Below are 24985 nucleotides of genomic sequence, written 5' to 3'. Positions count from 1 at the left end.
TAACACTCCGCCGCGCTGCATCTGCGCCTGACGTGAATATACCGCGTGCGATCAGCCGAGCAAGGCCGCGATTTCGTGCGACAGCCTTTCAAACAAACCGACGATCTCGGGCGTGTCGAGTTTATGCGGCTGGGGATCGATCGCGCACAGCGTTCCGAAAAAACTGCCATCGGCGCGGACGATTGGAAAAGCGATGTAGCTTTGAAAGCCGTACAGCACCGGGGTCGGGTGCGTGCGCCAATCCTGATCAGCCGCGACATGATCGATGATGACCGACTTGCCGTGCCCACGGATTTCATTGCAAATCGTCGTCTTGAGGTCGAGTTCGTCGCCGGCGTCGAGCCCGAACTCGATCCGGTCGAGCACCTGGCATGCCACCCACCGCGAATCGGTGACGCGGACGATGGCGGCGAAGCCCATTGCGGTGGTTTCGCAAATCTGGACGAGCATCGCCTTGATCGCGGCGTCGTGCCGCAAGGCTGCGACACTGGCGTCCAGATCATTCATCCCGCAAACCGACCCCGATGCTCGCGCGCGCCTGGTCGGCTTCGCTCGATACCACGGGATAGGCGCAATAATCGGCGGCGTAGTAGGCGCTCGGACGGTGGTTGCCGGACCAGCCGATGCCGCCGAACGGCGCTCCGGACGACGCACCGTTGGTCGGCTTGTTCCAATTGACGATCCCGGCGCGCGCATTGGCCCAGAACTGGTCGTAGAGCGCGGGGTTCTGGCTCAGCAAAGATGCCGACAGTCCATAGCGCGTGTTGTTGGCCTCGGCGATCGCATCCTCGAAGCTCGATTTGCGGATCACTTGCAGGATCGGGCCGAACAGCTCGATGTCGGGCCGGTCGTTCATCTCGGTCGTGTCGATCAGCGCCGGGCGCAGGAACGGGCGGTCGGGCAAAGGCCGTTCGAGATGGCGGATCGCGCGTCCGCCGCGCATCATCAGTTCGAGGAAACTCTCGGTCAGCAGATCGGCGCTTTCATTGTCGATCACCGGGCCCATGAACGGGGCCGGGTTGGCATGCGGTTCGTCGACGATGATGCGAGTGACCAATTTGGTCACTTCGGCCATCAGCGGATCGTACAGCTTTTCATCGACGATCAGCCGGCGCGCGGCGGTGCAGCGTTGCCCCGCGCTGGTGAAGGCGGATTGCACGATCAGGACAGCGGCGGCGTGGAGATCGGGTGAATCCCACACCACGATCGGGTTGTTGCCGCCCATCTCCAGCGCGAGGATCTTCTCGGGACGAGTCGCGAACTGGCGGTTGAGCGCGATGCCGGTGTGGGCGGAGCCAGTGAAGAGCAGCCCATCGATCCCGTCATGCCCGGCGAGCGCCTTGCCCTCGGCGGCGCCGCCGATCAGCAAGCGGACACAGCCTTTCGGCATGCCGCTGGCGTGGAAGCACTCGACCAGGAACGCGCCCACTGCTGGCGTCTTCTCGGATGGCTTGAACACCACGGCATTCCCGGCGAGCAAAGCGGGGACGATATGGCCATTGGGCAAATGCGCCGGGAAATTATACGGCCCGAGCACCGCGAGCACGCCGTGCGGCTTATGCCGCAGCGCCATGCGTCCGCCCATTTGCGTATCGAGCCGGCGTTGCGGCGTGCGTTCGGCATAGGCGCTGACCGAGATATCGACCTTGGCGATGACCGATTCGACCTCGGTGCGTGCTTCCCATAACGGCTTGCCGGTTTCGCGCGCGATCAGATCGGCAAAGTCATCAGCGCGCGCGCGCACGACATTGGCGAAACGGCGCAATGCTTCGATTCGGTAGGCCAGCGGTTGCGCTGCCCACGGGGCCCAGCTTTCGCGGGCGGCGGCGACCTCGGCATCGACATCGCCGATCTGGCCGCGCCACAGGATGGCACCGGTGGCGGGTTCGTAGGAAAGGAGCTCTGAGGACATTGCGGGGGTGTTTGCCTTAGTTTTGTGGGGGAATCCACACTTTGCTCCCCTCCCTGGAAGAGAGGGGCTGGGGGGAGGGTTGGTTCGTAGTCTGGCGCGCCGCCTGCCCCACACCGACCCACCCCCAACCCCTCCCTTCCAGGGAGGGGAGGATTCACATTAGCGCTTCGCCCATTTCTCTGATCGCGGTGATCTTGGCGTTGAACGGGCCCCAATCATCGCTTTGGTCGATCGCGGCCCAGATCGCCTCGACCTCGTCGATCAGCATCGAACAGGGTTCGCCCGACCAATATGCGTGGTCGCGGGTTGTGCGCGGGGCATAGGCCGCTAAGGCCGAACGCGACTCGTCGAAGGGCGCGCCTGTGGGCGCAGTGCCGCCGAACGCATCGAAGTAGAAGCGGTCGAGCCCGAGTTTGCTCGCCACCAGCCCGCGTTCGACCGCTTGCACCAGCGCACGGTCGCTGAACGGGTCCTGCGGCACTACGCCGAGCCGCCACAGGATCGCCTTGGAGACCGCGCGCTGATAGCGTTCGGCGAAGCTGTCGAGCACCGCGATCAGCGGTTCGGCGTCGCTGACGGTGCGCAGCGATACGGCGAGCTGCATCGCATTCCAATGAATCGCCTCGGGCTGGCGGCCAAAGGCATAAAGGCCGTGATGGTCGAAATAGGCGGCGGTGAAGCTCGGGTCCCAAGTCGGCGCGAAGCGCCACGGGCCGTAATCGAAACTCTCGCCGGTCACGTTGATATTGTCGGTGTTGAGCACGCCGTGGACGAAGCTTGCCGCCATGTAGCTGGCGGCCAGCGTCGCGGTGCGATCTACGACGAGATCGAGCAGCCGCGCCGCTGCATCCTCGCCAGGGTCCTCGCCATAAAGGTTGCGGAGGACATAGCCGATCAGCCGCTCCATATTCTCGGCATCGCGCAGGTAAGCGAGGCGCTGGAAGGTGCCGATGCGGATATGGCCGTGGCTCAGCCGGACCAATACCGCCGAGCGGGTGGGCGAGGGCTCGTCGCCGCGTTCGAGCGCTTCGCCCGTTTCGATCAGCGAGAAGCTGCGCGAGGTGTGGACGCCCAGCGCCTGGAGCATTTCGGTGGCGAGCACTTCGCGTACCCCGCCTTTGAGTGTCAGGCGACCGTCGCCGAAGCGGCTCCACGGCGTCGTGCCCGATCCCTTGGTGGCGAGGTCCATCAGGCGCCCGCGCGTGTCGCGCAATTGCGCAAACAGGAAACCGCGTCCGTCGCCAATCTCGGGATTATACTGGCGGAACTGGTGGCCGTGATAGCGCAGCGCAAGTGGCTGTTCGAGGCTGTCGGGCAGCGGTTCGAAGCGACCGAAATGCGCCAGCCACGCGGCGTCGCCTAAGTCCGCCAGCCCGACTTCCGCTGCCGCCCGATCGTTGCGGAAGCGCAACACCGTCTGTGGAAAGCGCGCGGCCTCGACCGGATCGTAGAGGGCGTCACCCAGTTCGAGAATGCGGCGCTGCGGGACATAGGCTTGCGGGGGGGGGCTCATGCGTGGATATGGAGGCGCGCACCCGCGGGACGCAACCCCAAGCCCAAACAGGGACCGATCCATGTCGCCTTATGAAAATCGATATTGGTGGTCGAATGATGGGATTCGGCTGCATTATCGCAATTATCCGGGCGATTCGGCCAAGCCGCCGATCGTCTGTCTGCCCGGGCTGACGCGCAATGCGCGCGAATTCGACGAGGTCGCGCGGCGACTGTCGCCCGACTGGCGCGTGATCGCGGTCGACCTGCGCGGGCGCGGCGACAGCGGCTATGCCAAGGATCCGATGACCTATGTCCCGCTCACCTATGTGCAGGATGTCGAGGGGTTGCTCGGCGAGCTTGGCGTGGACCGCTACATCGCCTTTGGCAGCTCGCTTGGCGGGATCGTGTCGATGCTGCTTGCGGGGACGGGGCATGCGCGGCTGGCGGGCGTGCTGCTCAACGATGTCGGACCCGATATCATGCCGCAGGGGCTGTCGCGGATCCGCAGCTATGTCGGGCGGTCGAACACCTGGCCGACCTGGATCCACGCCGCGCGCGCGGTCGCCGAAGCGAATGGCGATGTCTATCCGGGTTTTGCGCTGGAAGATTGGCTGGCGATGGCGAAGCGGCTGTACCGGCTCAACAGTGCGGGGCGGATCGTGCTCGATTACGACATGAAGATCGCCGAGCCGTTCCGCGTCCCCGGCAATGAAGCGGGTCCAGACATGTGGCGCGCGCTCGATGTGTTGAAGGCCGTGCCGACGCTGATCGTGCGGGGCGACAGGTCCGATGTGCTGTCGGCGGCGACGGCGGCGCGGATGGCGGAGACGCTTGATGCTGGCGAAGTGGTCACGATCGCCGATGTCGGCCATACGCCGACCTTGAGCGAACCAGAGGCGATCGCCGGGATAGACCGCTTGCTCGCGCGGGTGGCGATTTAGCGAATCATGCCGCCGCGGAAGCGGTTTTCGATGACAGGGTGCACTCGCGTCACCCTGCATCGGTTAAGGCGCATACGCCACCGTATCCCAAGGAAATCACGCATGACCTTTTCGCACGATGCGCTGATCTTCACCCCCGGCGATATCGACCTCGCCCAGTCGCCGCTCGCCGGGAAGGTCGATGCCGAAACCTATGTGCTCGGCGCGTTTAATCCGGGCCTGACGCGGCTGGCGAATGGGAATTTGCTGATGATGGTGCGCGTGGCGGAGGCGCTGCGCACGCCGATCCATGACCAGCATATCCATGCGATTCGCTGGTTTGATGGCGGCTATTGCCTCGACGCGTGGCCGCTCGATTTCGTCGACACCGCCGATCCGCGCAAATTCATGATGCGCGCGGCCGGGTGGAAGATCATGGCGCTGACCTCGCTGTCGTGGCTGCTGCCGGTCGAACTCAACGCCGCGGGCACCAAGGTCGAGCAGGTCCATTACGACAAGGCGATTGCGCCGCGCGCCTCCTACCAATGTTACGGCGTCGAGGATGCGCGGATCAGCAAGGTGGGTGACCGCTATCTGATGACGACTTGCTCGGTCAGCCCCGAGCGGCATTCGACCACGCTCTACACCTCGGACAATGCGCTCGACTGGACGCTCGAGGGGATCGTGCTCGATCATCAGAATAAGGACATGCTGATTTTCGAGGGGTTGGTCGGCGGGAAGTATTTCGCGCAGACGCGGCCGCTCGGCGATCTGTATTTCGCCTATCCGCCGGGGAGCGAGTGGCGCAGCGGGCCGTCGATTAACCTCGCTTCCTCGCCCGATGCGCTGCACTGGAAACCCTATGACAGGCCCGGCATCCGCCCGCATGCCGCGACGATGGCGACCGCGCGGATGGGGGGTGGAGCGCCGCCGATCCTGACGCCCGATGGGTGGCTGTCGCTGTGGCACGGGGTGGAGCCGGCGGGCGTGGTCGGCATTTACCGAACCTATTGGTCGATCCTCGACCGCGATGATCCGAGCGTGGTGCTGCGCACGTCGGACGCGCCGCTGATCGAGGCGAATACGGCGCTGACCGATCCGATCAAGGAACTGATATATCTCGACAATGTCGTGTTCACGACGGGGATCGTCGATGCGGGGGATCACTATATCGTGGCCAGCGGCGAGGCAGATCTGGCGTGCCGGGTGACGTGGGTGGCGAAGGGGGTGTTTGGGTAGTTTCCCCTCCCGCAAGCGGGAGGGGAGTAAGACACCAGCGGGGCCCGTTACTGCTCGCGCTGCCCCATCAGCCCAAGCAGCAGCTGGAACAGGTTGATCAAGTTGAGATACAACGAGAGCGCCCCCATGATTGCGAGCTTTTCCGCCGCCTGCGTGCCGGCATACGCGAAATATTCACTCTTCAGCCGCTGCGTGTCCCATGCGGTCAGGCCGGTGAACACGACCACGCCGACGACCGAGATCAGGATCTGCAGCAGCGACGATCCGAGAAACACGTTGACCAAACTCGCGCCGACCACGCCGATCAAGCCGACCATCAGGAAGGTCGACATTTTCGACAGGTCGCGCCCGGTGGTATAGCCCCACAGGCTCATGCCCGCGAACAGGATCGCGGCGGTAAAGAACGCCTGGGCAATGCTTTAGCCGGTGAAGACCAGGAAAATGCTCGCCATCGATACGCCCATCACCGCGGCGAAGGCGAAGAAAGCGGTGCGCGCGGTCGCGGTTGTCATCCGGTCGATCCGGAACGAGAAGAACATCACGAAGGCGAGCGGCGCGAACATCGCGACCCATTTCAGTGGCGTGCCGAAGATGAGCGAAACCAGCGCCGGGGTCGACGCCACGCCCAGCGCGACAGCGCCGGTGATGGCCAGGCCGATCCCCATGTTGCGATAAATGCCGAGCATATATTTGCGTAAGCCCTCGTCGCGCGCGGCGACGGTGCTTTGGGTTGTGCGATAAACATTGGGTTGCACGGGGTGGTTCCTCGTTAAGCGGTTACGATTCCGCGCACGAGTGCGCGGTGAATGCGGTCCTTGATCGCCAGCCGACGCTTTTTCAGCGCGCTGATGCGGATCGGGTCGGGTATAAGATGGCGGCGCTCGCGCTGCACGGCATCGTTGATCGCACGGTGAAGTGTAATCAGGCGGTCGATAAGTCGGGTCATAACAGGCTCCTGGTCGATGGGTCGATCGATCGGGCTGCTTGGCTGGGGAGGTGGCAAAAGGGCCGTCCTTGCACCGAGCTAGCTCGATGCGGTCCGACATCACGTGGGCTTTTCAGCCCTCGCCAGAGGGGCCCGGTCCGCAACACAGACATATTGCGTGCCCGATCGACTTTCAAGAGGAGATGACGTGCGGCGTATTTCCGGGTAACCGGCCCGACAATGCCGCGCCCCGTCAACATCCTGCACCTCCATTCCAGCTTCTCGCTCGGGGGCAAGGAAGCGCGCGCGGTGCGCCTGATGAACGTCTTTGGCGATCGGGCGCGGCACACGATCGTGTCGGGGATGGAAGGGCAATATGGCGCCAGGGATGCCATCGCGACGGGGATCGATTACGAGATCGCGCAGAACGCGCCGCCGCTGACCGGTAACCCTTCGGTCACGCGCTATGAGGCGATTGCCGCCTATATGCGCCGCTTCGATCTGGTGCTGACGTATAATTGGGGGGCGATCGACGGGGCGATGGCGCGGCGCGTTGCGTCCAAAGGCGTGCCGCCGCTGATCCACCACGAAGACGGGTTCAATGCGGATGAGGCCAAGTGGCTGAAGCCGCAGCGCAATATCTACCGCCGCTTGGCGCTGACCAAGGCGGCGGCGTTGGTGGTGCCATCGGAAACGCTGGAAGACATCGCGCTCACCATTTGGAAGCAGCCGCGCGCGCGCGTCCACCGCATCGCCAACGGCATCGACACCGCGCTGTATGCCAAAAAGCCCAAGTTCAACGCCATTCCGGGGTTCAAGCGCAAGCCGGGCGAGGTCGTGATCGGGACGCTGGCGGGCTTGCGCGAGGTCAAGGATTTGCCGATGCTGGTGCGCGCCGTCGGCGGCATGTCGACGCGCGTTCGGCTGGTGATCGTCGGCGAGGGACCCGAGCGGCAAGCGATCCTCGACACGGCCGAGCGCATGGGGATGGGGGATCAGCTGGTGATGCCCGGCTTCCTTCCCAACCCGCACGCGTATATCGGGCTGTTCGACATGCTGGCGTTGTCCTCGAAGAGCGAGCAATTCCCGATTTGCGTGATCGAGGCGATGGCGGCGGGGCTGCCGATCGTCTCGACGCCCGTTGGCGACGTGCTGCGGATGGTGGTGCCCGAAAACCGCGCCTATATCGAGGATCGCACGCAGGAAGTGCTGCTGCGCGACGCGCTTGAGGCGCTGGCCAAATCGCCCAAGGAGGGGCGTTCCTGGCTTGGCGAGAAGAACCGTGCCAAGGCGGTCGCCGAGTATGACGAAGCAACCATGATTGCGCGTTATGCCGCGCTCTATGGCGGCGTCATCGGGCGACCGGATGCGTTTTCCTAAATGCGATTTGCGGCGGGACGCATCCAAAGCCTATATCAAGCGTACTTGTTCCTCGGAGGTCTGTCGCGTTGTTCAAAGGTCTGAAGCCCATCGTTTATGGCGGCCGTGAGGTTTGGCCGATCGTCGAGGGCGGCAAGGGAGTCGCCGCGACCAACCACGCAAGCGCGGGGGCATGGGCCGCGGCGGGCGGAATCGGCACCGTTTCGGCGGTCAATGCCGATAGCTACGACCCCGACGGCAAGATCATCCCACAAGTCTACAAGGCGCTGACGCGGCGCGAGCGGCATGAAGAGCTGATCGAATATGCGATCGAGGGCGCGGTGCAGCAGGTCCGCCGCGCGTTCGACATTGCCGGTGGCAAGGGTGCGATCAACATCAACGTGCTGTGGGAAATGGGCGGGGCGCAGCGCATTTTGCACGGCGTGCTGGAACGTACGCGCGGGCTCGTCTCCGGCGTCACCTGCGGCGCGGGGATGCCGTACAAGCTGTCCGAAATCACCGCATCGTATGAAGTCAGCTATCTCCCGATCGTCAGTTCGGGGCGCGCCTTCCGTGCGTTGTGGAAGCGGGCGTATTCCAAGGCGTCGGAATGGCTGTCGGCGGTGGTGTATGAGGATCCGTGGCTGGCCGGCGGGCATAACGGGCTGTCCAACGCCGAAGACCCGCTCGTGCCGCAGGACCCCTATCCGCGCGTGAAGGCGCTGCGCGAGACGATGCGCGAAGGCGGGATTTCGGACTCGGTGCCGATCGTGATGGCGGGCGGCGTGTGGTATTTGCGCGATTGGTCGGACTGGATCGACAATCCCGAACTCGGCACCATTGCCTTTCAATTCGGTACGCGACCGCTGTTGACGCAGGAAAGCCCGATTCCCGAAGGCTGGAAGGCGAAGCTCACCAATATCGAGGAAGGCGAAGTGCTGCTGCACCGCTTTTCCCCGACCGGTTTTTATTCGAGCGCGGTGCTCAACCCGTTCCTGCGGCATTTGCAGTCGCGCTCGGAACGGCAGATCGCGTTTTCGACGCAAAGCGCGGGCGATCACACGTATCAGCTCGATGTCGGGGTGAAGGGCAAGAATTTCTGGGTGACACTCGGCGATTTGATGCGCGCGCGGCAATGGTATGGCGCGGGCTTTACCGATGCGCTGAAAACGCCCGACAACACGCTGGTGTTCGTAACGCCTGCGGATAAGATCGTGATCCGCAAGGATCAGGCGGAGTGTATGGGGTGCCTGAGCCAATGCGCCTTTTCGAGCTGGTCGGACACCGAAACCAATTCGACCGGACGCCTGGCCGATCCGCGCAGTTTCTGCATCCAGAAGACGCTGCAGGACATCGCGCATGGCGGCGAGATCGAGCAGAATTTGATGTTCGCCGGGCACGGCGCGTATCAGTTCAAGCGTGATCCGTTTTATTCGAACGGCTTCGTGCCGACGGTGAAGCAATTGGTGGACCGCATCCTGACGGGCGACTGAGCCGCGGCTTAGCGCTTTCTTCACGCCCGCACGATAGGTCCCGAGGGATGTCCGCGCCGATCGTCCTTACCCGAGACGCCGAGCCGCTGCCGCTGCGTTTCCAGATTGGCGCGCGGACGATCGCGGCGGTGCAGCGCCAATTGGTACGCGTGCCGCTGTCGCTCGACATGGTTCTGGACGGTCGGCTGCCGACGCTGCCACCGCTCGCGCGGTCGGCGCATGGCTATGCGATCACGTCGCTGCCGCTGGCCTTGGGCAGTGCGATGGCAGCGGCGGGCAGCGGGATGATCGCGCATGTCCGGCAAGGCTACACGCGGCATTATGCGGATCTGACGATCGGTTTCGACGGCTATCAGGCGGCGCTCTCGGGCAACACGCGCTCGGGCATGAAACGCAAGGCTAAGCGCGTGATGGAGGTGTCGGGCGGTGTGCTCGACGTGCGGCGGTTCCGCACCCCTGAAGAGCTGAACATCTTCCACGACGCTGCGCGCCGGATTTCGCTGCGCACCTATCAGGAACGGTTGCTCGGCGGCGGCTTGCCCGACGATCCGGCGTTTCTGGCCAGCATGTATGCGCTGGCGGCGGCGGGCGCGGTGCGCGCATGGTTGCTGTATGTCAGCGGGGAGCCGGCGGCCTATCTCTATTGCCCGATCGAGAATGGCACGGTCCGGTACGACCATGTCGGGCACGATCCGGCGTTCAACGATCTGTCGCCCGGTGGCGTGCTGATGCTGGAGGCGATGCGCGACTTGTATGCCGAACCGGGCCTGCGCTGGTTCGATTTCACCGAAGGCGACGGCCAGCACAAGCGTAGCTTTGCCACGCACGGGGCGGAATGCCTCGATTTGCTGCTGCTGCGCGCTTCGCTGGCGAATCGCGCGACGCTGGCCGCGTTGGGCGCGTTCGACCGGAGTGCGGCGTGGGGCAAGCGCACGGTCGCGCGGTTGGGGCTGGCCGGGCTGGCGAAGACGCTGCGGCGCTGATTTCCTAAATGTGCCTGGTCCCGGCTATGGGGCACAGATGCATCTGCGCGCCGAAGCCCTGATCCTTGCGATCCGCCATCATGGCGAGCATGGTGCGATCGTGCGCGCCCTGACTGCCGAGCACGGGCTTCAGGCGGGTTATGTCCGGGGCGGGCGGTCGCGCCGGATTCGGCCGATCCTGCAACCCGCCAACCGCGTGATCGGCGAATGGCGCGCGCGCACCGATGAGCAGCTCGCCAGTTTGAGCGTCGAACTCGTCATCAGCCGTGCGCCGCTTTATGCCGAGCCGCTGCCCGCGCTTGCGCTCGATTGGGTGACGACGCTGACCGCCGCCGCCCTGCCCGAGGCGCAGCCCTATCCGCGGCTCTACGCTGCGCTCGACGGCACGATCACCGCGATCGAAGCAGCCCCCGCCGCGCGCGGGTGGGCGCTGGCGCTGGCGCGCTACGAATTGCTGGTGCTGGCGGAACTTGGATATGGGCTGGAGCGCGAGACGTTGCCACTTGCGCTGGCGAGCGGGGTCGCGCCGGAATGGCCGGAAATCCTGGAGGCGCTGGCGATTACGGGCGAGGCGCTGGCCGCGCAAATCCTGGTCGAGCGCCGTGCCGTCACGCTCGATGCGCGCGCGCGGCTGGTCGATCGGCTGAAAAGGGCGGTTGCGTGAAGCGCCGCGTCTCGGCATGTGCCAAGGATTGAGGGGAACAGACCTTGGCACTAATTGCAATTCTCGCTGGTGACGGCATCGGACCGGAAGTGACGCGCGAGGCGCGGCGCGTGCTCGAAGCGCTCGACCTTGGCCATACCTTCGAAACCGCGCTGATCGGTGGCACCGCTTACCGCGCGACCAGCCATCCGCTGCCGCCCGAAACGCTGGCGCTGGCCAAGCGCGCCGATGCGATCCTGTTCGGCGCGGTCGGCGATCCCGAAATGGACGGGCTGGAACGCGCGCTGCGGCCCGAACAAGCGATCTTGGGCTTGCGCAAAAGCCTCGGCCTGTTCGCCAATCTGCGCCCGGCCAAGCTCTTTCCGGGCCTCGAGGATGCGTCTGCGATGCGGCCCGAAATTGCGCGCGCGATCGACATGGTGATCGTGCGCGAGCTGACCGGCGACGTCTATTTCGGCGACAAGGGCCGCGGCATCACCAATAAGGGCTTGCGCGAAGGCCATGACATGATGCGCTATGACGAGGTCGAGGTGGCGCGGATCGCGCGTGTCGGCTTCGAAATGGCGCAGCGGCGCAAGCGCATCATTACGTCGGTCGACAAGGCCAACGTCCTTGAGACTTCGCAACTGTGGCGCGAGGTGGTCAACGAAATCGCGCTCGATTACCCCGAGGTCAAACTGACCCACATGTATGTCGACAATGCGGCGATGCAGCTGGTGCGCAATCCCGGTGCGTTCGACGTGATCGTGACGGGCAATCTGTTCGGCGACATCCTGTCGGATCAAGCGAGCATGTGCGTCGGGTCGATCGGGATGCTCCCGTCGGCGTCGCTCAACCAGTGGCAGGGGACGTGCGGACTGTACGAGCCGATCCACGGTTCCGCGCCGGATATTGCGGGACAAGGCAAGGCCAATCCGTGCGCGGCGATTCTGTCGGCGGCGCTGCTGCTGCGGCATTCGCTGGCAGACGACGCCTCGGCATTGCGGATCGAAGCGGCGGTGATTGCCGCGATCGGTGGCGGCGCGCGCACGCCCGATCTGGGCGGCACACTGTCGACCGCGGCGATGGGCGATGCGGTGCTGGCCGCGCTTGCATGAGTGAGACTCTCGAACTTGCCGTCGTCATTCCGACCTTCAATGAGTTGCGCAATGTGCCGCTGTTGATCGCGAAGCTCGACGCGGCACTGGGCGGGCGCGGGTGGGAAGCGATCTTCGTCGATGACGACAGCCCCGATGGCACCGCGCAGGCCGCGCGCGACATCGCGCTGACCGACCGGCGCGTGCGCGTGATCCAGCGGATCGGGCGGCGCGGGCTGTCTTCGGCCTGTATCGAGGGCATGTGCGCGACGGCGGCGCCGGTCGTCGCGGTGATCGACGGCGATTTGCAGCATGACGAGACGATCCTGCCCGCGATGCTCAATGCGTTGCAGGCTGATGCCACGCTCGACGTGGTGATCGGCTCGCGCTTCGTCGCGGGCGGCGGGACGGGGGAGTGGGACCATGATCGTGTGGCGAAATCCGCTTTAGCCACAAGGATTTCACGGCGGGTGCTGAAAGCCGATCTTAACGACCCGATGAGCGGGTTTTTCATGATCCGCAGCGCGATCGTACGCGCGATGATCCCCTCGCTGTCGGCGATCGGCTTCAAGATCCTGCTCGACATCATGACCGCGAGTCCGCGCCCGCTGAAGTTTCTCGAACTGCCCTACACGTTCCGGCTGCGGACCGAGGGCGAGAGCAAGCTCGATTATGTCGTGGCGATGGAATTCCTGATCGCGCTGTACGACCGGATGTTCGGGCGGATCGTGCCGGTGCGTTTCGTGATGTTCTCCGCGATCGGGGCGATCGGCGCGGTGGTGCATCTGGCGGTGCTGTGGGCGCTGTTCCGCGAGAGCGGGCTGGAGTTTGTCGCGGCGACGATCGTCGCGACATTGGTCGCGATGACGTTCAATTTCTTCCTCAACAATGCGCTGACCTATCGCGAGCGGCGGTTGAAGGGCGCGCGGGGGCTGTTCGACGGATGGGTGTCGTTCTGCCTCGTCTGCGCGGTCGGGGCGGCGGCGAATGTCGGCGTGGCGGCGTTCCTGTTTGAGGTGCAGCACGGCGCCTGGGCGCTGTCGGCGCTGGCCGGGATCGTGGTGGCGGCGGTGTGGAATTACGCGCTGTCGTCGCGCTTCGTGTGGGGGCGGTATTGAAGCGATAAACGATCGGCGATGATATGCCGACGTCTTGGATCAATTGGGGATAGCCCGGATGGACAAGAATACGTTGCTGCCGTCGAAGCGCGTTGCGCGCGAAGCGACGGGCGCGGTCGCGACCGGCGCACCGGCCACCGGCGCAACGGCGCTGGGGGCGGTGGTGCTGAGTGCGGTTGCGCTCGGTGCGGTTGCGGTGGGCGCGCTGGTGGTCGGTCGCTTGATGATCGGGCGGCTCTCGATCCGCAGCGCTCGGATCGAGGAGTTGCATATCGGACGGCTGATCATCGACGACGTGACGATCGACAAGCGCTGACGGCGTCTGAATTACACCCAGCTTGGGAACCAGGTCCAGAAATGGAAGGCGTTCGGTCCGGACAAAGGTGCCGCCGAAAGCACCGGATAGAAAAGCACGAACAGCCCGAGCACGACGATCAGCACCGCTTCATCCCAGCGTTTGCCGCGCTTGAAATGGTCGAGCGCGACGGCGAGCGCGATGCACAGGAAGATGCTCGGCAGATAATAATAATAGAAAAAGCCGATCGACTTCGGAATCACCGCCCAGACCGCATAGCTGCCAATCCACAACCCCGCTGAGGCGAGCAGGACCGCGCTGCGGTCACGCCACCAGCCGAAGAGGCACGCCGCCACCGCGGTCAACCCGCCATAGAGGATCGCAAGATTGCCGATCAGCAGCACGCCGCGTTGCGCCCCGTCGGCGGGTTCATACAAATACCAGATCGGGCGGACCATGAATGGCCAGCTCCACCACGGCGATTGATAGGGATGCGACGGCAGGACTTGGGTTTGCTGGGCGTACATCCTGGCCTGGAACGGCAGCAGCTTGCCCAGCGTCATCGGGTCGAGATGATAGAAAAAGGCCGGTGCGAAGGTCAGGAAATAGGCGGTCACGCTGACTGCGCCGAGCGTGAGGATCGCCGGAACCGCCGCCATCCCCGGCCAATGGCGATGCCCGCCCGCGTTGAGTGCGGCATAAACCGATCGGTCGCGCGCCCGCGCATCGTTCAGGCGCACTGCGACGAAGGCGATTCCGGCATAGGCAACAAACGGCGCGGCACTCCATTTCGCCGCGACCGCCAGCCCGAGCAAAATGCTCCCCAACAGCCAGCGCGACCACGCCGTCCGCGTGGCGTCGGCGCGCATCGCCCATAACAGGCTGGCGATGCCGAGCAGCGTGAACGCCGCCATGAAGCCGTCGAGCATCGCGATCCGCGCCTGCACGAACAGCGTGAAGTTGAACAACGCGAACAGCGCGCCGAACACTGCCGGGCGCACCCGGCCGAGCATCAGCCACAGAACCGCGAACACCCCCAGCACGGTCGCCGTGCCCGCGAGCGTGGAGAAGAAGCGCCAGCCCAGGGCGTTGTCGCCGAACAACAGGATGCCACCCGCGATGATTTCCTTCGCCAGCAAGGGATGCTCGATATTGCTTGGGCCGACCAAGCCGATCAATTTGCGCGCCGCCGGAACGTAATGCACTTCGTCGAACATCAATTTCGACGGGATTGTAAGGCGATAACAGAACAGGGTCTGCGCCAGCAGCGCGAGGATCGCAGCGGCGCGATAAGGGCTGGGCTGAGGATGCGTCACAGCGCCTCTATTCCCGCTCATGCCATTCCTTTCAAGCGCGTGACCGCATTCCCATTGACGTAAGCCGCGCGCTCCCGGCAAAGCGTGCGATATGAAACGCCGCACCGGACAAGATCAGAGCATCACGCGCGCATGGCGCCCCGCAACGCAAGCGGTCCGCGGCGGCACCGCGCGCAGCGAATGGGGGGAAACCTCCGAGGCGCTGTTCCTGACATCGGGCTATGCGTATGATTGCGCCGCCGATGCCGCCGCGCGCTTTGCCGGCGAGCAGCAAGGCATGACCTATTCGCGGTTGCAGAACCCGACGGTCGAGATGCTTGAAAACCGCATCGCCTTGCTCGAAGGGGCAGAGGCCTGCCGCACGATGGCGACGGGCATGGCGGCGATGACCGCCGTGCTGCTGTGCCAGCTCCAGACCGGCGACCATATCGTCGCCGGACGCGCGGCGTTCGGGTCGTGCCGCTGGCTGACCGATACGCTGCTGCCGAAATTCGGGATCGAAGTGAGCATCGTCGACGCGCGCGACCCGCAACAGTTCGAAGATGCGTGCAAGCCCAACACCAAGCTGTTCTTCTTCGAAACGCCTGCCAACCCGACGATGGACATCGTTGATCTCAAAGCGGTTTGCGACATTGCCCGCGCCCGTGGGATCATCTCGGTGGTCGACAATGCCTTTGCCACGCCAGCGCTGCAGCGCCCGATGGAATTCGGCGCGGACGTCACCGCCTATAGCGCCACCAAGATGATGGACGGGCAGGGTCGCGTGCTGGCGGGCGCGGTCTGCGGCACGCAGAAATTCATCGACGACACACTGCTGCCCTTCACGCGCAACACCGGGCCGACGCTGAGCGCGTTCAATGCGTGGGTCGTGCTCAAGGGGCTCGAGACGCTCGATCTGCGGATCCGCCGTCAAAGCGAAAATGCGGTGAAGGTCGGCCGAATGATCGAGGCGCGCGTGCCACGCATGCTCCACCCCGGCCTGCCGAGCCACCCGCAGCACAATCTCGCGATGAGCCAGATGGAAGCGTGTGGCCCGATTTTCGCGTTCGAAGTGGAAGATCGCAAGCAGGCGCACGGCCTGCTCGATGCGCTGCAGCTGGTCGATATCTCGAACAATATCGGCGATTCGCGCTCGCTGATGACGCATCCTGCCTCGACCACGCATTCCAGCGTTACCGAGGAAAAGCGGCTGGAAATGGGCGTGACCGAGGGGCTGATCCGGCTCAATGTCGGGCTGGAAGATGCGCAGGACGTGATCGAGGATATCGATCGCGCGCTGACCGCAGTGGGGCTGTGAGCGACGCGATGAAGGCGCTGTTCCCCTATGCGGCGGAGACGCGCGGGGTGGTCGTGCGCGTCGCGGTCAGCTTCCTGCCCGAACAGTCCGAGCCCGAGCGTGGGCGGTGGTTCTGGGCCTATCACATCCGGATCGAGAATGCCGGGGCGATGGCGGTGCAATTGCTCACCCGCCACTGGATCATCACCGATGGGCGCGGTGCGCGGCATTCGGTCGAAGGCGAGGGCGTGATCGGCGAGCAACCGCTGATCGCACCGGGCGACAGCTTCGATTACGTCTCGGGCTGCCCGCTGTCGACGCCGAGCGGCGCGATGCTCGGCAGCTATCACATGATGGGCGAGGACGGGTCGGGCTTCGACATCGATATTCCGAAGTTTGCACTGCTCGCTCCGGCGGTCGGGGCTTGATATTCCCCTCCCGCTTGCGGGAGGGGTTAGGGGAGGGCATGACGACATGATGTCCACTCGTCGTCAGGCCCTCCCCCAGCCCCTCCCGCAAGCGGGAGGGGAGTAAGAATGAAACGCACGCATCTCCCGTTGAACGGTATGCGCGTGCTCGATGCCGCCGCGCGGCATTTGAGCTTCACCCGCGCCGCTGACGAGCTTGCGGTCACCCCGGCGGCGGTCGGGCAGCAAATTCGTGCGCTCGAGGATACGCTTGGCGTCGTGCTGTTCCGCCGTACGACCAAGGGGCTCGAACTGACCCCGGAAGGGGAAAGCGGCCTTGCCGCGCTGCGTCAGGGGTTCTGGCAATTCGAGGAAGCCGTCCGCGCGATGCAGGCGGGGCAGACGTCGAAATCGCTGACGATCGCGGCACCGCGCGATTTAACCGAAAAGTGGCTGATGCCGCGCCTCGCCGAAATTGCGCGCAGTGATGGCGAGTTGCGCTTTGTGCTGATTTCGGCGGACGAGACGATCGATTTTACCGAAGCCAATCTCGATCTCGCGATCCGCTGGGGTGACGGGCCGGGCGAGCATGAGGGCGAGGCGATCGAATCGGCCGGGATGATCACGGTCGAGCGCCCGGGCGGCGGGGCCGATACGCGGATTTCCTGGCCGGGATGCCTCAACGACGAAGCCGTATCGCTGGTGCGGGTGGGCGATGCCGGGCTCGCGCTCGATGCGGCCGCCGCGGGGCTTGGGCGGGCGACCGTGCCCGAGCTGCTCGCCGCGAGCGATATCGCGTCGGGGCGCGTGGTCGCGGTTGGCGAGGCCAAGCCCTACCGGCTCGGCTATTGGCTGGTCGCGCCGTTGCCGCAATGGCGTCAGAAGAAGGTCAAGGCGCTGGTCGCCGCGCTGACCGCATGACAGTGCCGTTCGAAAGCGCGCGGCTGGTGATGCGCGCGCAACGCGTCGATGACGCCGACGCACTGTATGCGGCGTTTGGCGACGCAGCGACGATGCGGTGGTGGAGCAGCGCGCCGCATGGCGACGCTGCGGAAACGCGGGCCTATCTCGCCGCGCGCACCGATCAACCCGGACAGCGCGGTTGGGTGATGACGATCAAGGGTAGCGATCGGGCGATCGGTACGCTGTGGGCGGGGGAGCGCCGCACGGGCGTCAGCGAGATCGGCTATATGCTCGTGCCCAGCGCCGCGCGGCACGGCTATGCCAGCGAAGGCGTCACGCGCTTGCTCGATCTGCTGTTTCGCGAGGAGCGCCATCGCCGCGTCTTTGCCGATACCGATCCGGACAATGCGCCCTCGAACGCGCTGCTGAAGCGTCTCGGTTTCACGCTTGAGGGCCGGTTGCGCGCCGAATGGGAGACGCATATCGGCGTGCGTGACACGTTGTTGTGGGGCTTGCTCGCCAACGAATGGACCACCCGATGACCCCCAAATCGACTGGCGAACCGACTGCCAAGGCGCCACCGCCCGATCTCAACGATCCGGTCCAGCGAGCTGCCTACTCCCGCGAACTCAAGATGGTTGCGCGACCGATCCGCTATCTGGGCCTCGCGCTGGCGATCGGTGCAGCGATCCTTGCCGGATTGCGCGCGCGCTACTGGCCGAATTTGCCGATGATCCTGCCGCTGTTCCTGCTCGGCGTCGCGGCGCTGCACCTGTTCGCCGGGATCGTCATCCGCGCCAAATATCATCAGGCGCGAATGCGGGGTTGATCAGGAGGCAGGCGCGGTCGAGGAATCGCGCGACAGATCGACGACTTCGATCCGCGGTATGGGCGAGCGGACTCGAATGTTGCTGCCCGTTTCCGTCCTCCATTCGGATGTCAGCGTGTAGCGTTCAACCCGCAGCAAGTCCGGGGTCTGGGCAGCGAGGGGCGCATATCGCCGCCCCGCGACCGCCGCGAGGATCGGCTTGGCCCAATCGGCGCGCACTTTCGGGCTTTGGCGGAGCACTTCGGCGTCGGTAACCTTGCCGTCGGCACCGATCACGAAGCTGACGTCGATCCACTGATTGTCGAAATCGTAAAACGGAACCTGGTTGCGCGGGTCGCCGCCCGCCCCTTCGACACCAGAGAGTTGGCGCAACTCGACCTTAGGGGCGTAGAGCAGCACCGGGACCGTCGCACCGGCACCCGCCTGACGATATTCGGTGACGAGCCGGTCCATGGCGCCTGGGGTTCCAGCCTTCACCGCTGTCGTCAGGCGCAGCAGTTTGGCCGCCTGCACGAAGGGCGCCATTTCCGGGTTCGGATCGCGGATGAGGTCGTCGGTCGCGTCGATCGCCGCTTGCGCATAGGCGTCGCGGCGGCGGATCGACAAAGCGGAATAGAGCAATGCCACGCGCAGGCGCGCGAAACCCTCCGTGCGTGGCAGGGCCGCCGCATGCGCCTCCTTCGCAACTTGCCGGTAACCGAACAGTGCTGCCTCGATCTGGCCGGTCTTGGCGAAGCTGTCGGCGACTTCGATTTGAGCGCCAAATATGCGCGCGTCGCCCTTCGGCAGGCCGGCGCGCAAAGTGCGCAACATGCTGATCGTGCCGACGCGATACGCCTCGGTTTCACCCAAATGTGCCGCCACGCGCGCATCGGCGCGTAACAGGTCCGATACGGGAACAGGATAGGTCTTGCCGTAACGGCGATTGCGGCCGAGCGACTTGAGCATTGTGGCGCGCGCTCCGGCATAATCGCCGGCGACGAATTGCGTTTCCGCCACCGCCAGCGTCGCGTCGATATCCTTGTCGGGCGGACATTGCCGCGCGATGCACGCCGCGAGTGCAGCCTTGGCATCTTTCAGCGTCATTCCCGTCACGACGATGTCGGGGCCGGTGGTCGCCGGGTCAGGCGATTTTTGCTGGGCAAAGGCGGGTGTCGTCGCGAGTGCCGCGACAAGAGCAAGCGCCTTCAATCGAAGCATGGTTCCACTCCTTAGTACATCGGTGCCCAGAGATTTTAAGCGTCGATCGCGGCTTCGTCCATCCGTGCCGCATTTTCCTGGATGAAGGCGAACCGATGTGCGGGATTCGTGCCCATCAGGCGGTCGACCAGATCCTTCACGACCGCGCGCTCCGCATATTCCTGCGGCAATGTAATGCGCAGCATCGCGCGCGATTTCGGGTCCATCGTCGTTTCGCGCAGCTGCATCGGGTTCATCTCGCCCAGCCCCTTGAAGCGGCCGATTTCGACCTTCTTGCCCTTGAACTCGGTCGCTTCGAGCAGTGCGCGGTGCGCATCGTCCATCGCATAGAGGCTTTTGGTGCCCGAGGTCAGGCGGTACAGCGGCGGCTGCGCGAGATAGACATGCCCCGCGCGCACGATCTCGGGCATTTCCTGGAAGAAGAAGGTCATCAGCAGCGTCGCGATGTGCGCGCCGTCGACATCGGCGTCGGTCATGATGACGACGCGCTGATAGCGCAGGTTTTCCGACCGGCACTCCTTGCGCGTGCCGCAGCCGAGCGCCTGAATCAAATCGGCGATTTCGGAATTGGCAGAAATCTTGGCCATCGTGGCCGAGGCGACGTTGAGGATTTTGCCGCGGATCGGCAGGATCGCCTGCGTCTTACGGTCGCGCGCTTGCTTGGCCGAGCCACCGGCCGAATCGCCCTCGACGATGAAGATCTCGGTGCCCTCGGGCCCGGCTGACGAGCAATCGGTCAGCTTGCCCGGCAGGCGCAGCTTGCGCGCGCTGGTCGCGGTCTTGCGCTTGACCTCGCGCTCGGCTTTGCGCGCGAGGCGTTCGTCCATCCGTTCGAGGACATAGGTCAGCAGGCCCTTGCCGCGCTCCATATTGTCGCTGAGGAAATGGTCGAAGTGGTCGCGTACGGCCTTTTCAACCAACGTCGCGGCCTCAGGCGAGGTCAGCCGGTCCTTGGTCTGGCTCTGGAATTGCGGCTCGCGGATGAAGACGCTGAGCATCAGCTCGCTGCCGGTCATGATATCTTCGGCGGCGATGTCCTTCGCCTTCTTGTTGCCGACGAGATCCCCAAAGGCGCGGATGCCCTTGACCAGCGCGGTGCGCAAGCCCGCCTCGTGCGTGCCGCCATCGGGGGTGGGGATGGTGTTGCAATACCAACTATACGACCCGTCGCTCCACAGCGGCCAGGCAACGGCGCATTCGACGCGACCCGCTTCGCTCGGGAAATCCTGGCGCGTGACGAAGAAGTCGCTCGTCGCGCATTCTCTCGCGCCGATCTGCTCGCGCAAATGATCGGCCAGGCCGCCGGGAAATTGGAACACCGCTTCGGTGGGGGTGTCGTCGTTAATGATCTCGGGCGCGCATTTCCAGCGGATTTCCACGCCGGCAAACAGATACGCTTTGGACCGCGCGAGCTTGTAGAGCCGGGCGGGCTTGAAGCTCATGTCGGGGCCGAAAATCTCGGTATCGGGAACGAAGCTGACCGAGGTGCCGCGCCGGTTGGGGGCCGCGCCGACATGCTCGAGGACCCCAAGCGTCGCACCGCGCGAAAAGCGCTGGCGGTACAGTTCGCGGTTGCGCGCGACCTCGATGATCGTGTCCGACGACAGCGCATTGACGACGCTGACGCCGACGCCGTGCAAGCCGCCGCTCGTCGCATAGGCTTTGCCGTCGAACTTGCCGCCCGAATGCAGCATCGACATGATCACTTCGAGCGCCGATTTGTCGGGAAATTTCGGATGCGGATCGACCGGCATACCGCGGCCATTATCGACGATCACCAGCCGGTTGCCGGGGTGCAGTTCGATCTCGATCCGGGTCGCGTGACCCGCGACTGCTTCGTCCATCGCATTGTCGAGCACCTCGGCGGCGAGGTGGTGATAGGCGCGCTCGTCGGTGCCCCCGATATACATGCCGGGGCGGCGCCTAACCGGCTCCAGTCCTTCGAGCACTTCGATCGAGGAGGCGTCATAATCGCCGGTCGGTTTGGCGGTGGCAGCGAACAGATCGTCGGACATGCCACCGCTATAGGGGCGCGCGGGGTCGGATGCCAAGCCGACCTGCGCGATACCGGGTGTGGCATCGATGCCACACCAATTTCAATTTTGCGGTCGGCGGCAGCAAAACCGGGGAAGCAACGTTCTGCCAGTCCACGATAGATTTTTCTGGGAGTTTTCATGGGTATCCAGTCTGTTTTGATGACGTCCGCGGCATTGGCCGCCGCCATGTTCATGACACCTGCGCTGGCGCAGTCGACCGACGATGATCGTCCGTTCCAGGGGCTCTATGTCGGTGCCAGCGGCGGATATGATTTCCAGGGCAATGATCCCGGCGAAAGCGTGTCGTTCGATCGTAACCTTGACGGAACGTTTGGCGATACCGTCCTGACCACGGCGAATGCCAATGCCTTTTCCCCCGGCTTTTGTGACGGTCGCGCGCAAGGCACTGCGCCGTCGGCAAGCTGCGAAAATGACCGCAGCCGCCTGAGCTACAACGCGCGGGTGGGGTATGACCTGCAGCTCAATCACGTCGTCATTGGCGCCGTCATCGAAGGCGGTCGGTCCAACATCAGCGATTTCGTGAGCGCCTTCAGCACCACGCCGGCGAGCTATACCTTCACAACCAAGATGGACTTCAATGCCAGCGCGCGCGGTCGTCTCGGCTATGCGTTCGACAAGACCCTGTTCTACGGCACGGGCGGTCTGGCCTATGCCAAGCTCGATCAGCGCTTCGAAACTTCGAACACGGCGAACAGCTTCGCCGGTCGCGGCAAGCGCGATGCGTGGGGCTACACCGCGGGCGGCGGCGTCGAGCAGAAGATCGCCAAGAACATCTCGTTCACAGCCGAGTATATCTACAACGATGTAAAGGCCGACCGCTATATCGTTCGGGCGGGGCCGGGCACCGCGCCTGCAACCAACCCGTTCCTGCTGGGCAATGCAAGCGGGACCGATCTTACCCGAGGCGACCGTCGCTTTCGCTGGCACAGCATCCGTGCCGGTCTGAATTTCCGGTTCTAAAAAAATGATTCCTGCCCGCCATCGTCGCATCGGCGACGGTGGCGGGCAGGGGTTCAGCCGACCCGGCGCAGCATCAGCCACACTTTCAGCCGACCGCTCGGCTTGGCGACGCCGTCGAGCCGAATCGCGCGGAGAATCGGGATCGGGCGGGCCATCATTTGTCCCTTGAACGCGCCATCGCCGCCCGGTCGCGTCGGTACGGCGAGCATGCGCTTCACCACATCCATCCCCGCAATCACATGTGCGAACGCCGCATAGCCGGGCCAGCCAGGTCGCGCGTCGAGCGACGGGTTCGGCCCGAGCATGATCGAAAAATTGCCCGTACCCGAATCGGTGCGATCGTAGCGCGCCATTGAAACGGTCGCGTCGAGGTGCTTGATCCCGGTGAGATTGGTCGGCTCGAGCGGCAGGCGATCGAGCATGCGGTGCGAATCGGTGCCGATCCCGCCTTGTACGAAGCCGCTGCCCGGCGCGGTCTTGCGACGCGATGCGCGGTAGAAGAACGTGCCGTCGAGCCGGCCGTCATCGACATAAGCGAGGAAATTGGCGCTCGTTTTGGGCGCGCGTCGCATGTCGAGCGCGAGCACGATCGGCCCCGCGCCCGTTACCAGCCGGACGCGGACGATCGGCGGCTCGGGCGCGGGGGCGGCGCCGAGCAGCGCGCGGCACATGGCGGCAAGCGTAATCGAACGTATCATGGCAACGTGCCTTTGTGGCGTTGCACTACCGTCACCCGTTCGCCCTGAGCTTGTCGAAGGGCGGGTGGCCAACGCGTGCCGCTCGCATGCTGCACGCTGTGCTTCGACAAGCTCAGCACGAACGGATTTGCATGCGCCGCGCGCTGGCACGATTTTCCTCGGACCGTCGCGTGGCCGAAATCAGCGCGCGCGCGGGCCGCCAAAGGGGAGCGGCGGCGGCGGGCGACGGTCGCGGCGGGGTAGCTGCGCCTGATACGCATGGCCGCAATGCCCGACGCAATAGGGGAAGCCTGGGTTCACCTTCTCGCCGCAAAAGTGGAAATCGGGCTCGCCGGGATGACCGATCGGCCATTTGCAAATCTTGTCGTTGAGATCGAGCAGCGTCGTCTTGCCCGCCATGTCGGCGGATGGCTTGGCGGGGACGAGCCGGCGTGGCGGGGCCGGGGTGATCGGTGCCTGTTGCTCGCCCGGTGCCTGGCGCAAGAAACCGCCGGGGCCAACCGAGCGCAGGATCGGCGGGGCCGGGCGGGGGGGTGCGACGGGGGCGTCGGCCTCGACCTCGGTGTCATCCTCAACGTCGTCTTCAATTTCCACAGCTGGCGGTGCAGCGGCGACCACGACGGGCGGGATAACGCGCTCGACCGGCGGGCGTGGGGGCGCGGCGACCGGTGCGGCGGCGACAGGCGCGGCAGGCTTGGGCGCGGGCGGCGCTGCCGCTGCCTTGGCGGCGGCGGGTTCGTTCGGTTTGACCGGCGACGGGCGCGACTGCAGCCCAAGGCGATGCGCCTTGCCGATCACGGCATTGCGGCTGACGCCACCCAGTTCCTCGGCAATCTGGCTCGCGGTCTGCCCCGCTTCCCACATGCGGCGCAGCGTATCGATGCGTTCGTCGGTCCAGCTCATCGTCATTCCAATCGTATCGTGCCGACCGATTCTATCGGTTGCAGGCGGCGGCGGCAGTCTTTAGCGACGATGCCATGAGCAGCCAGCCCCCAATCGGCGAAATCCGTGCCTTAATGAACGCACCCGGCGTTCCGGTCATCCGGAACGTCAATTGGGGCGGTCTTCGAACGCTCTATATCAAGGAGGTGCGCCGGTTCTTCAAGGTCCAGCTGCAAACGGTGTGGGCGCCGGCGATCACGACGCTGCTTTTCCTGGTGATCTTTACCGTCGCGACCGGCGGAAAACAACCGGTTCATGTCGGCGGAATCAACGTTCCCTTTGCCGATTTCATCGCGCCCGGGCTGATCGTGATGAGCATGTTGCAGAACGCGTTTGCCAATGCGAGCTTCTCGCTGCTGGTCGGCAAGATTCAGGGGACGATCGTCGATTATCTGATGCCGCCGCTCTCGACTGCCGAATTGCTGGTCGCGATGGTCGGTGGCGCGGTGACGCGCGCGGTGTGTGTCGGGGGCGCGGTGTGCCTCGCAATGGCGCTCTGGCCGGGTGTGCATCTGTATCCGGTGCATCCCTTTGCGATCCTGTGGTTCGGCTTGCTCGGATCGGCGTTTCTCGCGCTGATCGGGGTGCTTACCTCGATCTGGGCGGAGAAGTTCGATCATGCCGCCGCGGTGCAGAATTTCGTGATTGCCCCGCTGACCTTGCTGTCGGGCACCTTCTATTCGGTCGACAAGCTCGCGCCTGCGTTCCGCGCGTTCAGCCATGCCAACCCGTTTTTCTATATCATCTCGGGCTTTCGTTACGGCTTTCTCGGCACCGCCGATTCGCCGGTGCTGCTGGGCGGCGTGGTGATCCTGGTGATCGACGCGGCACTCGCCACGCTGTGCTACGCGCTGCTGCGCTCGGGCTGGAAGATCAAGAATTAATCAGTTTTCATTTGATACCTAATCGCGTATCGCTC

The 24985-nt window shown here is 64.6% G+C and carries 25 protein-coding genes and 1 pseudogene; 16 read left to right on the top strand and 10 right to left on the bottom strand.

Annotation, left to right across the window (positions count from 1 at the left end):
• Positions 1–51 precede the first annotated feature (51 nt).
• The 3 genes from IEV62_RS04610 to IEV62_RS04600 all read right to left on the bottom strand — a co-directional run bounded on the left by IEV62_RS04610 (position 52) and on the right by IEV62_RS04600 (position 3425).
• Positions 52–507, bottom strand: coding sequence for a GAF domain-containing protein (locus IEV62_RS04610; RefSeq protein WP_188445692.1), 456 nt, complete (start codon positions 505–507; stop codon positions 52–54).
• Positions 500–1912: a succinylglutamate-semialdehyde dehydrogenase gene (gene astD, locus IEV62_RS04605; RefSeq protein ID WP_188445691.1), complete on the bottom strand. Its 1413-nt coding sequence runs from the start codon at positions 1910–1912 to the stop codon at positions 500–502. Before astD ends, IEV62_RS04610 begins: the two co-directional genes overlap by 8 nt.
• Positions 1913–2066: 154 nt before the next feature.
• Positions 2067–3425 carry a protein adenylyltransferase SelO family protein gene (locus IEV62_RS04600; RefSeq protein ID WP_188445690.1) on the bottom strand — a complete coding sequence of 453 codons (1359 nt, stop codon included), beginning with the start codon at positions 3423–3425 and terminating at the stop codon, positions 2067–2069.
• A 61-nt stretch (positions 3426–3486) separates the two neighbouring features.
• Between IEV62_RS04600 and IEV62_RS04595 the strand changes: the two genes are divergently transcribed.
• Both IEV62_RS04595 and IEV62_RS04590 read left to right on the top strand, forming a co-directional pair.
• Positions 3487–4347, top strand: a complete 861-nt coding sequence (locus IEV62_RS04595) for an alpha/beta fold hydrolase (protein ID WP_188445689.1) — start codon at positions 3487–3489, stop codon at positions 4345–4347.
• 102 nt (positions 4348–4449) lie between these two features.
• A complete protein-coding gene (locus tag IEV62_RS04590; protein WP_188445688.1) occupies positions 4450–5565 on the top strand; it encodes a glycoside hydrolase family 130 protein in 1116 nt (371 codons plus the stop codon).
• A 47-nt stretch (positions 5566–5612) separates the two neighbouring features.
• On the opposite strand, the pseudogene IEV62_RS04585 reads toward IEV62_RS04590, so the two are convergent.
• Positions 5613–6251, bottom strand: a pseudogene (locus IEV62_RS04585) (Bax inhibitor-1/YccA family protein).
• Positions 6252–6334: 83 nt separating this feature from the next.
• Positions 6335–6511, bottom strand: coding sequence for an HP1242/YdcH family protein (locus tag IEV62_RS04580; RefSeq protein WP_188445687.1), 177 nt, complete (start codon positions 6509–6511; stop codon positions 6335–6337).
• Between the two features lie 219 nt (positions 6512–6730).
• Here IEV62_RS04580 and IEV62_RS04575 point away from each other — a divergent pair, with 219 nt between their 5' ends.
• From IEV62_RS04575 to IEV62_RS04545, 7 genes are all read left to right on the top strand, one after another.
• Positions 6731–7870 carry a glycosyltransferase family 4 protein gene (locus tag IEV62_RS04575; protein WP_188445686.1) on the top strand — a complete coding sequence of 380 codons (1140 nt, stop codon included), beginning with the start codon at positions 6731–6733 and terminating at the stop codon, positions 7868–7870.
• 68 nt (positions 7871–7938) lie between these two features.
• Positions 7939–9342, top strand: a complete 1404-nt coding sequence (locus IEV62_RS04570) for an NAD(P)H-dependent flavin oxidoreductase (protein WP_188445685.1) — start codon at positions 7939–7941, stop codon at positions 9340–9342.
• Positions 9343–9389: 47 nt separating this feature from the next.
• The gene (locus IEV62_RS04565) at positions 9390–10325 is read left to right on the top strand and encodes a GNAT family N-acetyltransferase (protein WP_188445684.1); all 936 of its coding nucleotides are present in this window, start codon (positions 9390–9392) and stop codon (positions 10323–10325) included.
• A 37-nt stretch (positions 10326–10362) separates the two neighbouring features.
• Entirely contained in the window at positions 10363–10989 is a 627-nt protein-coding gene (gene recO / locus IEV62_RS04560) for a DNA repair protein RecO (protein WP_188445683.1), read from the top strand.
• A 44-nt stretch (positions 10990–11033) separates the two neighbouring features.
• A complete protein-coding gene (gene leuB, locus IEV62_RS04555; protein ID WP_188445682.1) occupies positions 11034–12086 on the top strand; it encodes a 3-isopropylmalate dehydrogenase in 1053 nt (350 codons plus the stop codon).
• The gene (locus IEV62_RS04550; protein WP_188445681.1) at positions 12083–13183 is read left to right on the top strand and encodes a glycosyltransferase; all 1101 of its coding nucleotides are present in this window, start codon (positions 12083–12085) and stop codon (positions 13181–13183) included. The genes leuB and IEV62_RS04550 overlap by 4 nt, the downstream gene beginning before the upstream one ends.
• A 58-nt stretch (positions 13184–13241) precedes the next feature.
• Positions 13242–13499 carry a hypothetical protein gene (locus IEV62_RS04545; RefSeq protein WP_188445680.1) on the top strand — a complete coding sequence of 86 codons (258 nt, stop codon included), beginning with the start codon at positions 13242–13244 and terminating at the stop codon, positions 13497–13499.
• A gap of 11 nt (positions 13500–13510) precedes the next feature.
• On the opposite strand, the gene IEV62_RS04540 is transcribed toward IEV62_RS04545, so the two are convergent.
• On the bottom strand, positions 13511–14815 hold the full coding sequence (locus IEV62_RS04540) for a phospholipid carrier-dependent glycosyltransferase (RefSeq protein WP_188445679.1): 1305 nt from the start codon (positions 14813–14815) through the stop codon (positions 13511–13513).
• A gap of 70 nt (positions 14816–14885) precedes the next feature.
• Here IEV62_RS04540 and IEV62_RS04535 point away from each other — a divergent pair, with 70 nt between their 5' ends.
• The 5 genes from IEV62_RS04535 to IEV62_RS04515 all read left to right on the top strand — a co-directional run bounded on the left by IEV62_RS04535 (position 14886) and on the right by IEV62_RS04515 (position 18209).
• Entirely contained in the window at positions 14886–16091 is a 1206-nt protein-coding gene (locus IEV62_RS04535; protein WP_188445678.1) for a trans-sulfuration enzyme family protein, read from the top strand.
• An 8-nt stretch (positions 16092–16099) separates the two neighbouring features.
• On the top strand, positions 16100–16498 hold the full coding sequence (gene apaG, locus IEV62_RS04530; protein WP_188445677.1) for a Co2+/Mg2+ efflux facilitator ApaG/CorD: 399 nt from the start codon (positions 16100–16102) through the stop codon (positions 16496–16498).
• A 108-nt stretch (positions 16499–16606) separates the two neighbouring features.
• Complete coding sequence (locus tag IEV62_RS04525) at positions 16607–17398, top strand: LysR family transcriptional regulator (protein ID WP_188445676.1); 792 nt, start codon at positions 16607–16609, stop codon at positions 17396–17398.
• On the top strand, positions 17395–17922 hold the full coding sequence (locus IEV62_RS04520; protein ID WP_188445675.1) for a GNAT family N-acetyltransferase: 528 nt from the start codon (positions 17395–17397) through the stop codon (positions 17920–17922). The genes IEV62_RS04525 and IEV62_RS04520 overlap by 4 nt, the downstream gene beginning before the upstream one ends.
• Positions 17919–18209: a hypothetical protein gene (locus tag IEV62_RS04515; RefSeq protein WP_188445674.1), complete on the top strand. Its 291-nt coding sequence runs from the start codon at positions 17919–17921 to the stop codon at positions 18207–18209. The genes IEV62_RS04520 and IEV62_RS04515 overlap by 4 nt, the downstream gene beginning before the upstream one ends.
• On the opposite strand, the gene IEV62_RS04510 is transcribed toward IEV62_RS04515, so the two are convergent.
• Positions 18210–19409, bottom strand: coding sequence for an energy transducer TonB (locus IEV62_RS04510; RefSeq protein WP_188445673.1), 1200 nt, complete (start codon positions 19407–19409; stop codon positions 18210–18212). It abuts the gene before it with no gap.
• Between the two features lie 35 nt (positions 19410–19444).
• Positions 19445–21424, bottom strand: a complete 1980-nt coding sequence (parE, locus tag IEV62_RS04505; protein WP_188445672.1) for a DNA topoisomerase IV subunit B — start codon at positions 21422–21424, stop codon at positions 19445–19447.
• A 159-nt stretch (positions 21425–21583) separates the two neighbouring features.
• Between parE and IEV62_RS04500 the strand changes: the two genes are divergently transcribed.
• A complete protein-coding gene (locus IEV62_RS04500; RefSeq protein WP_308510538.1) occupies positions 21584–22426 on the top strand; it encodes an outer membrane protein in 843 nt (280 codons plus the stop codon).
• Positions 22427–22479: 53 nt separating this feature from the next.
• On the opposite strand, the gene IEV62_RS04495 is transcribed toward IEV62_RS04500, so the two are convergent.
• Positions 22480–23124 (bottom strand): peptidylprolyl isomerase, encoded by a 645-nt coding sequence (locus tag IEV62_RS04495; protein ID WP_229732819.1) that lies wholly within the window; start codon positions 23122–23124, stop codon positions 22480–22482.
• A gap of 180 nt (positions 23125–23304) precedes the next feature.
• The gene (locus IEV62_RS04490) at positions 23305–24027 is read right to left on the bottom strand and encodes a GcrA family cell cycle regulator (RefSeq protein ID WP_188445671.1); all 723 of its coding nucleotides are present in this window, start codon (positions 24025–24027) and stop codon (positions 23305–23307) included.
• Between the two features lie 74 nt (positions 24028–24101).
• On the opposite strand from IEV62_RS04490, the gene IEV62_RS04485 reads away from it, so the two are divergent.
• A complete protein-coding gene (locus tag IEV62_RS04485; protein ID WP_188445670.1) occupies positions 24102–24950 on the top strand; it encodes an ABC transporter permease in 849 nt (282 codons plus the stop codon).
• Positions 24951–24985: the final 35 nt, after the last annotated feature.

Source organism: Sphingomonas psychrolutea, from assembly GCF_014636175.1.
GTDB lineage: Bacteria > Pseudomonadota > Alphaproteobacteria > Sphingomonadales > Sphingomonadaceae > Sphingomonas > Sphingomonas psychrolutea.
This window is presented reverse-complemented; position numbering and strand designations above follow the sequence as displayed.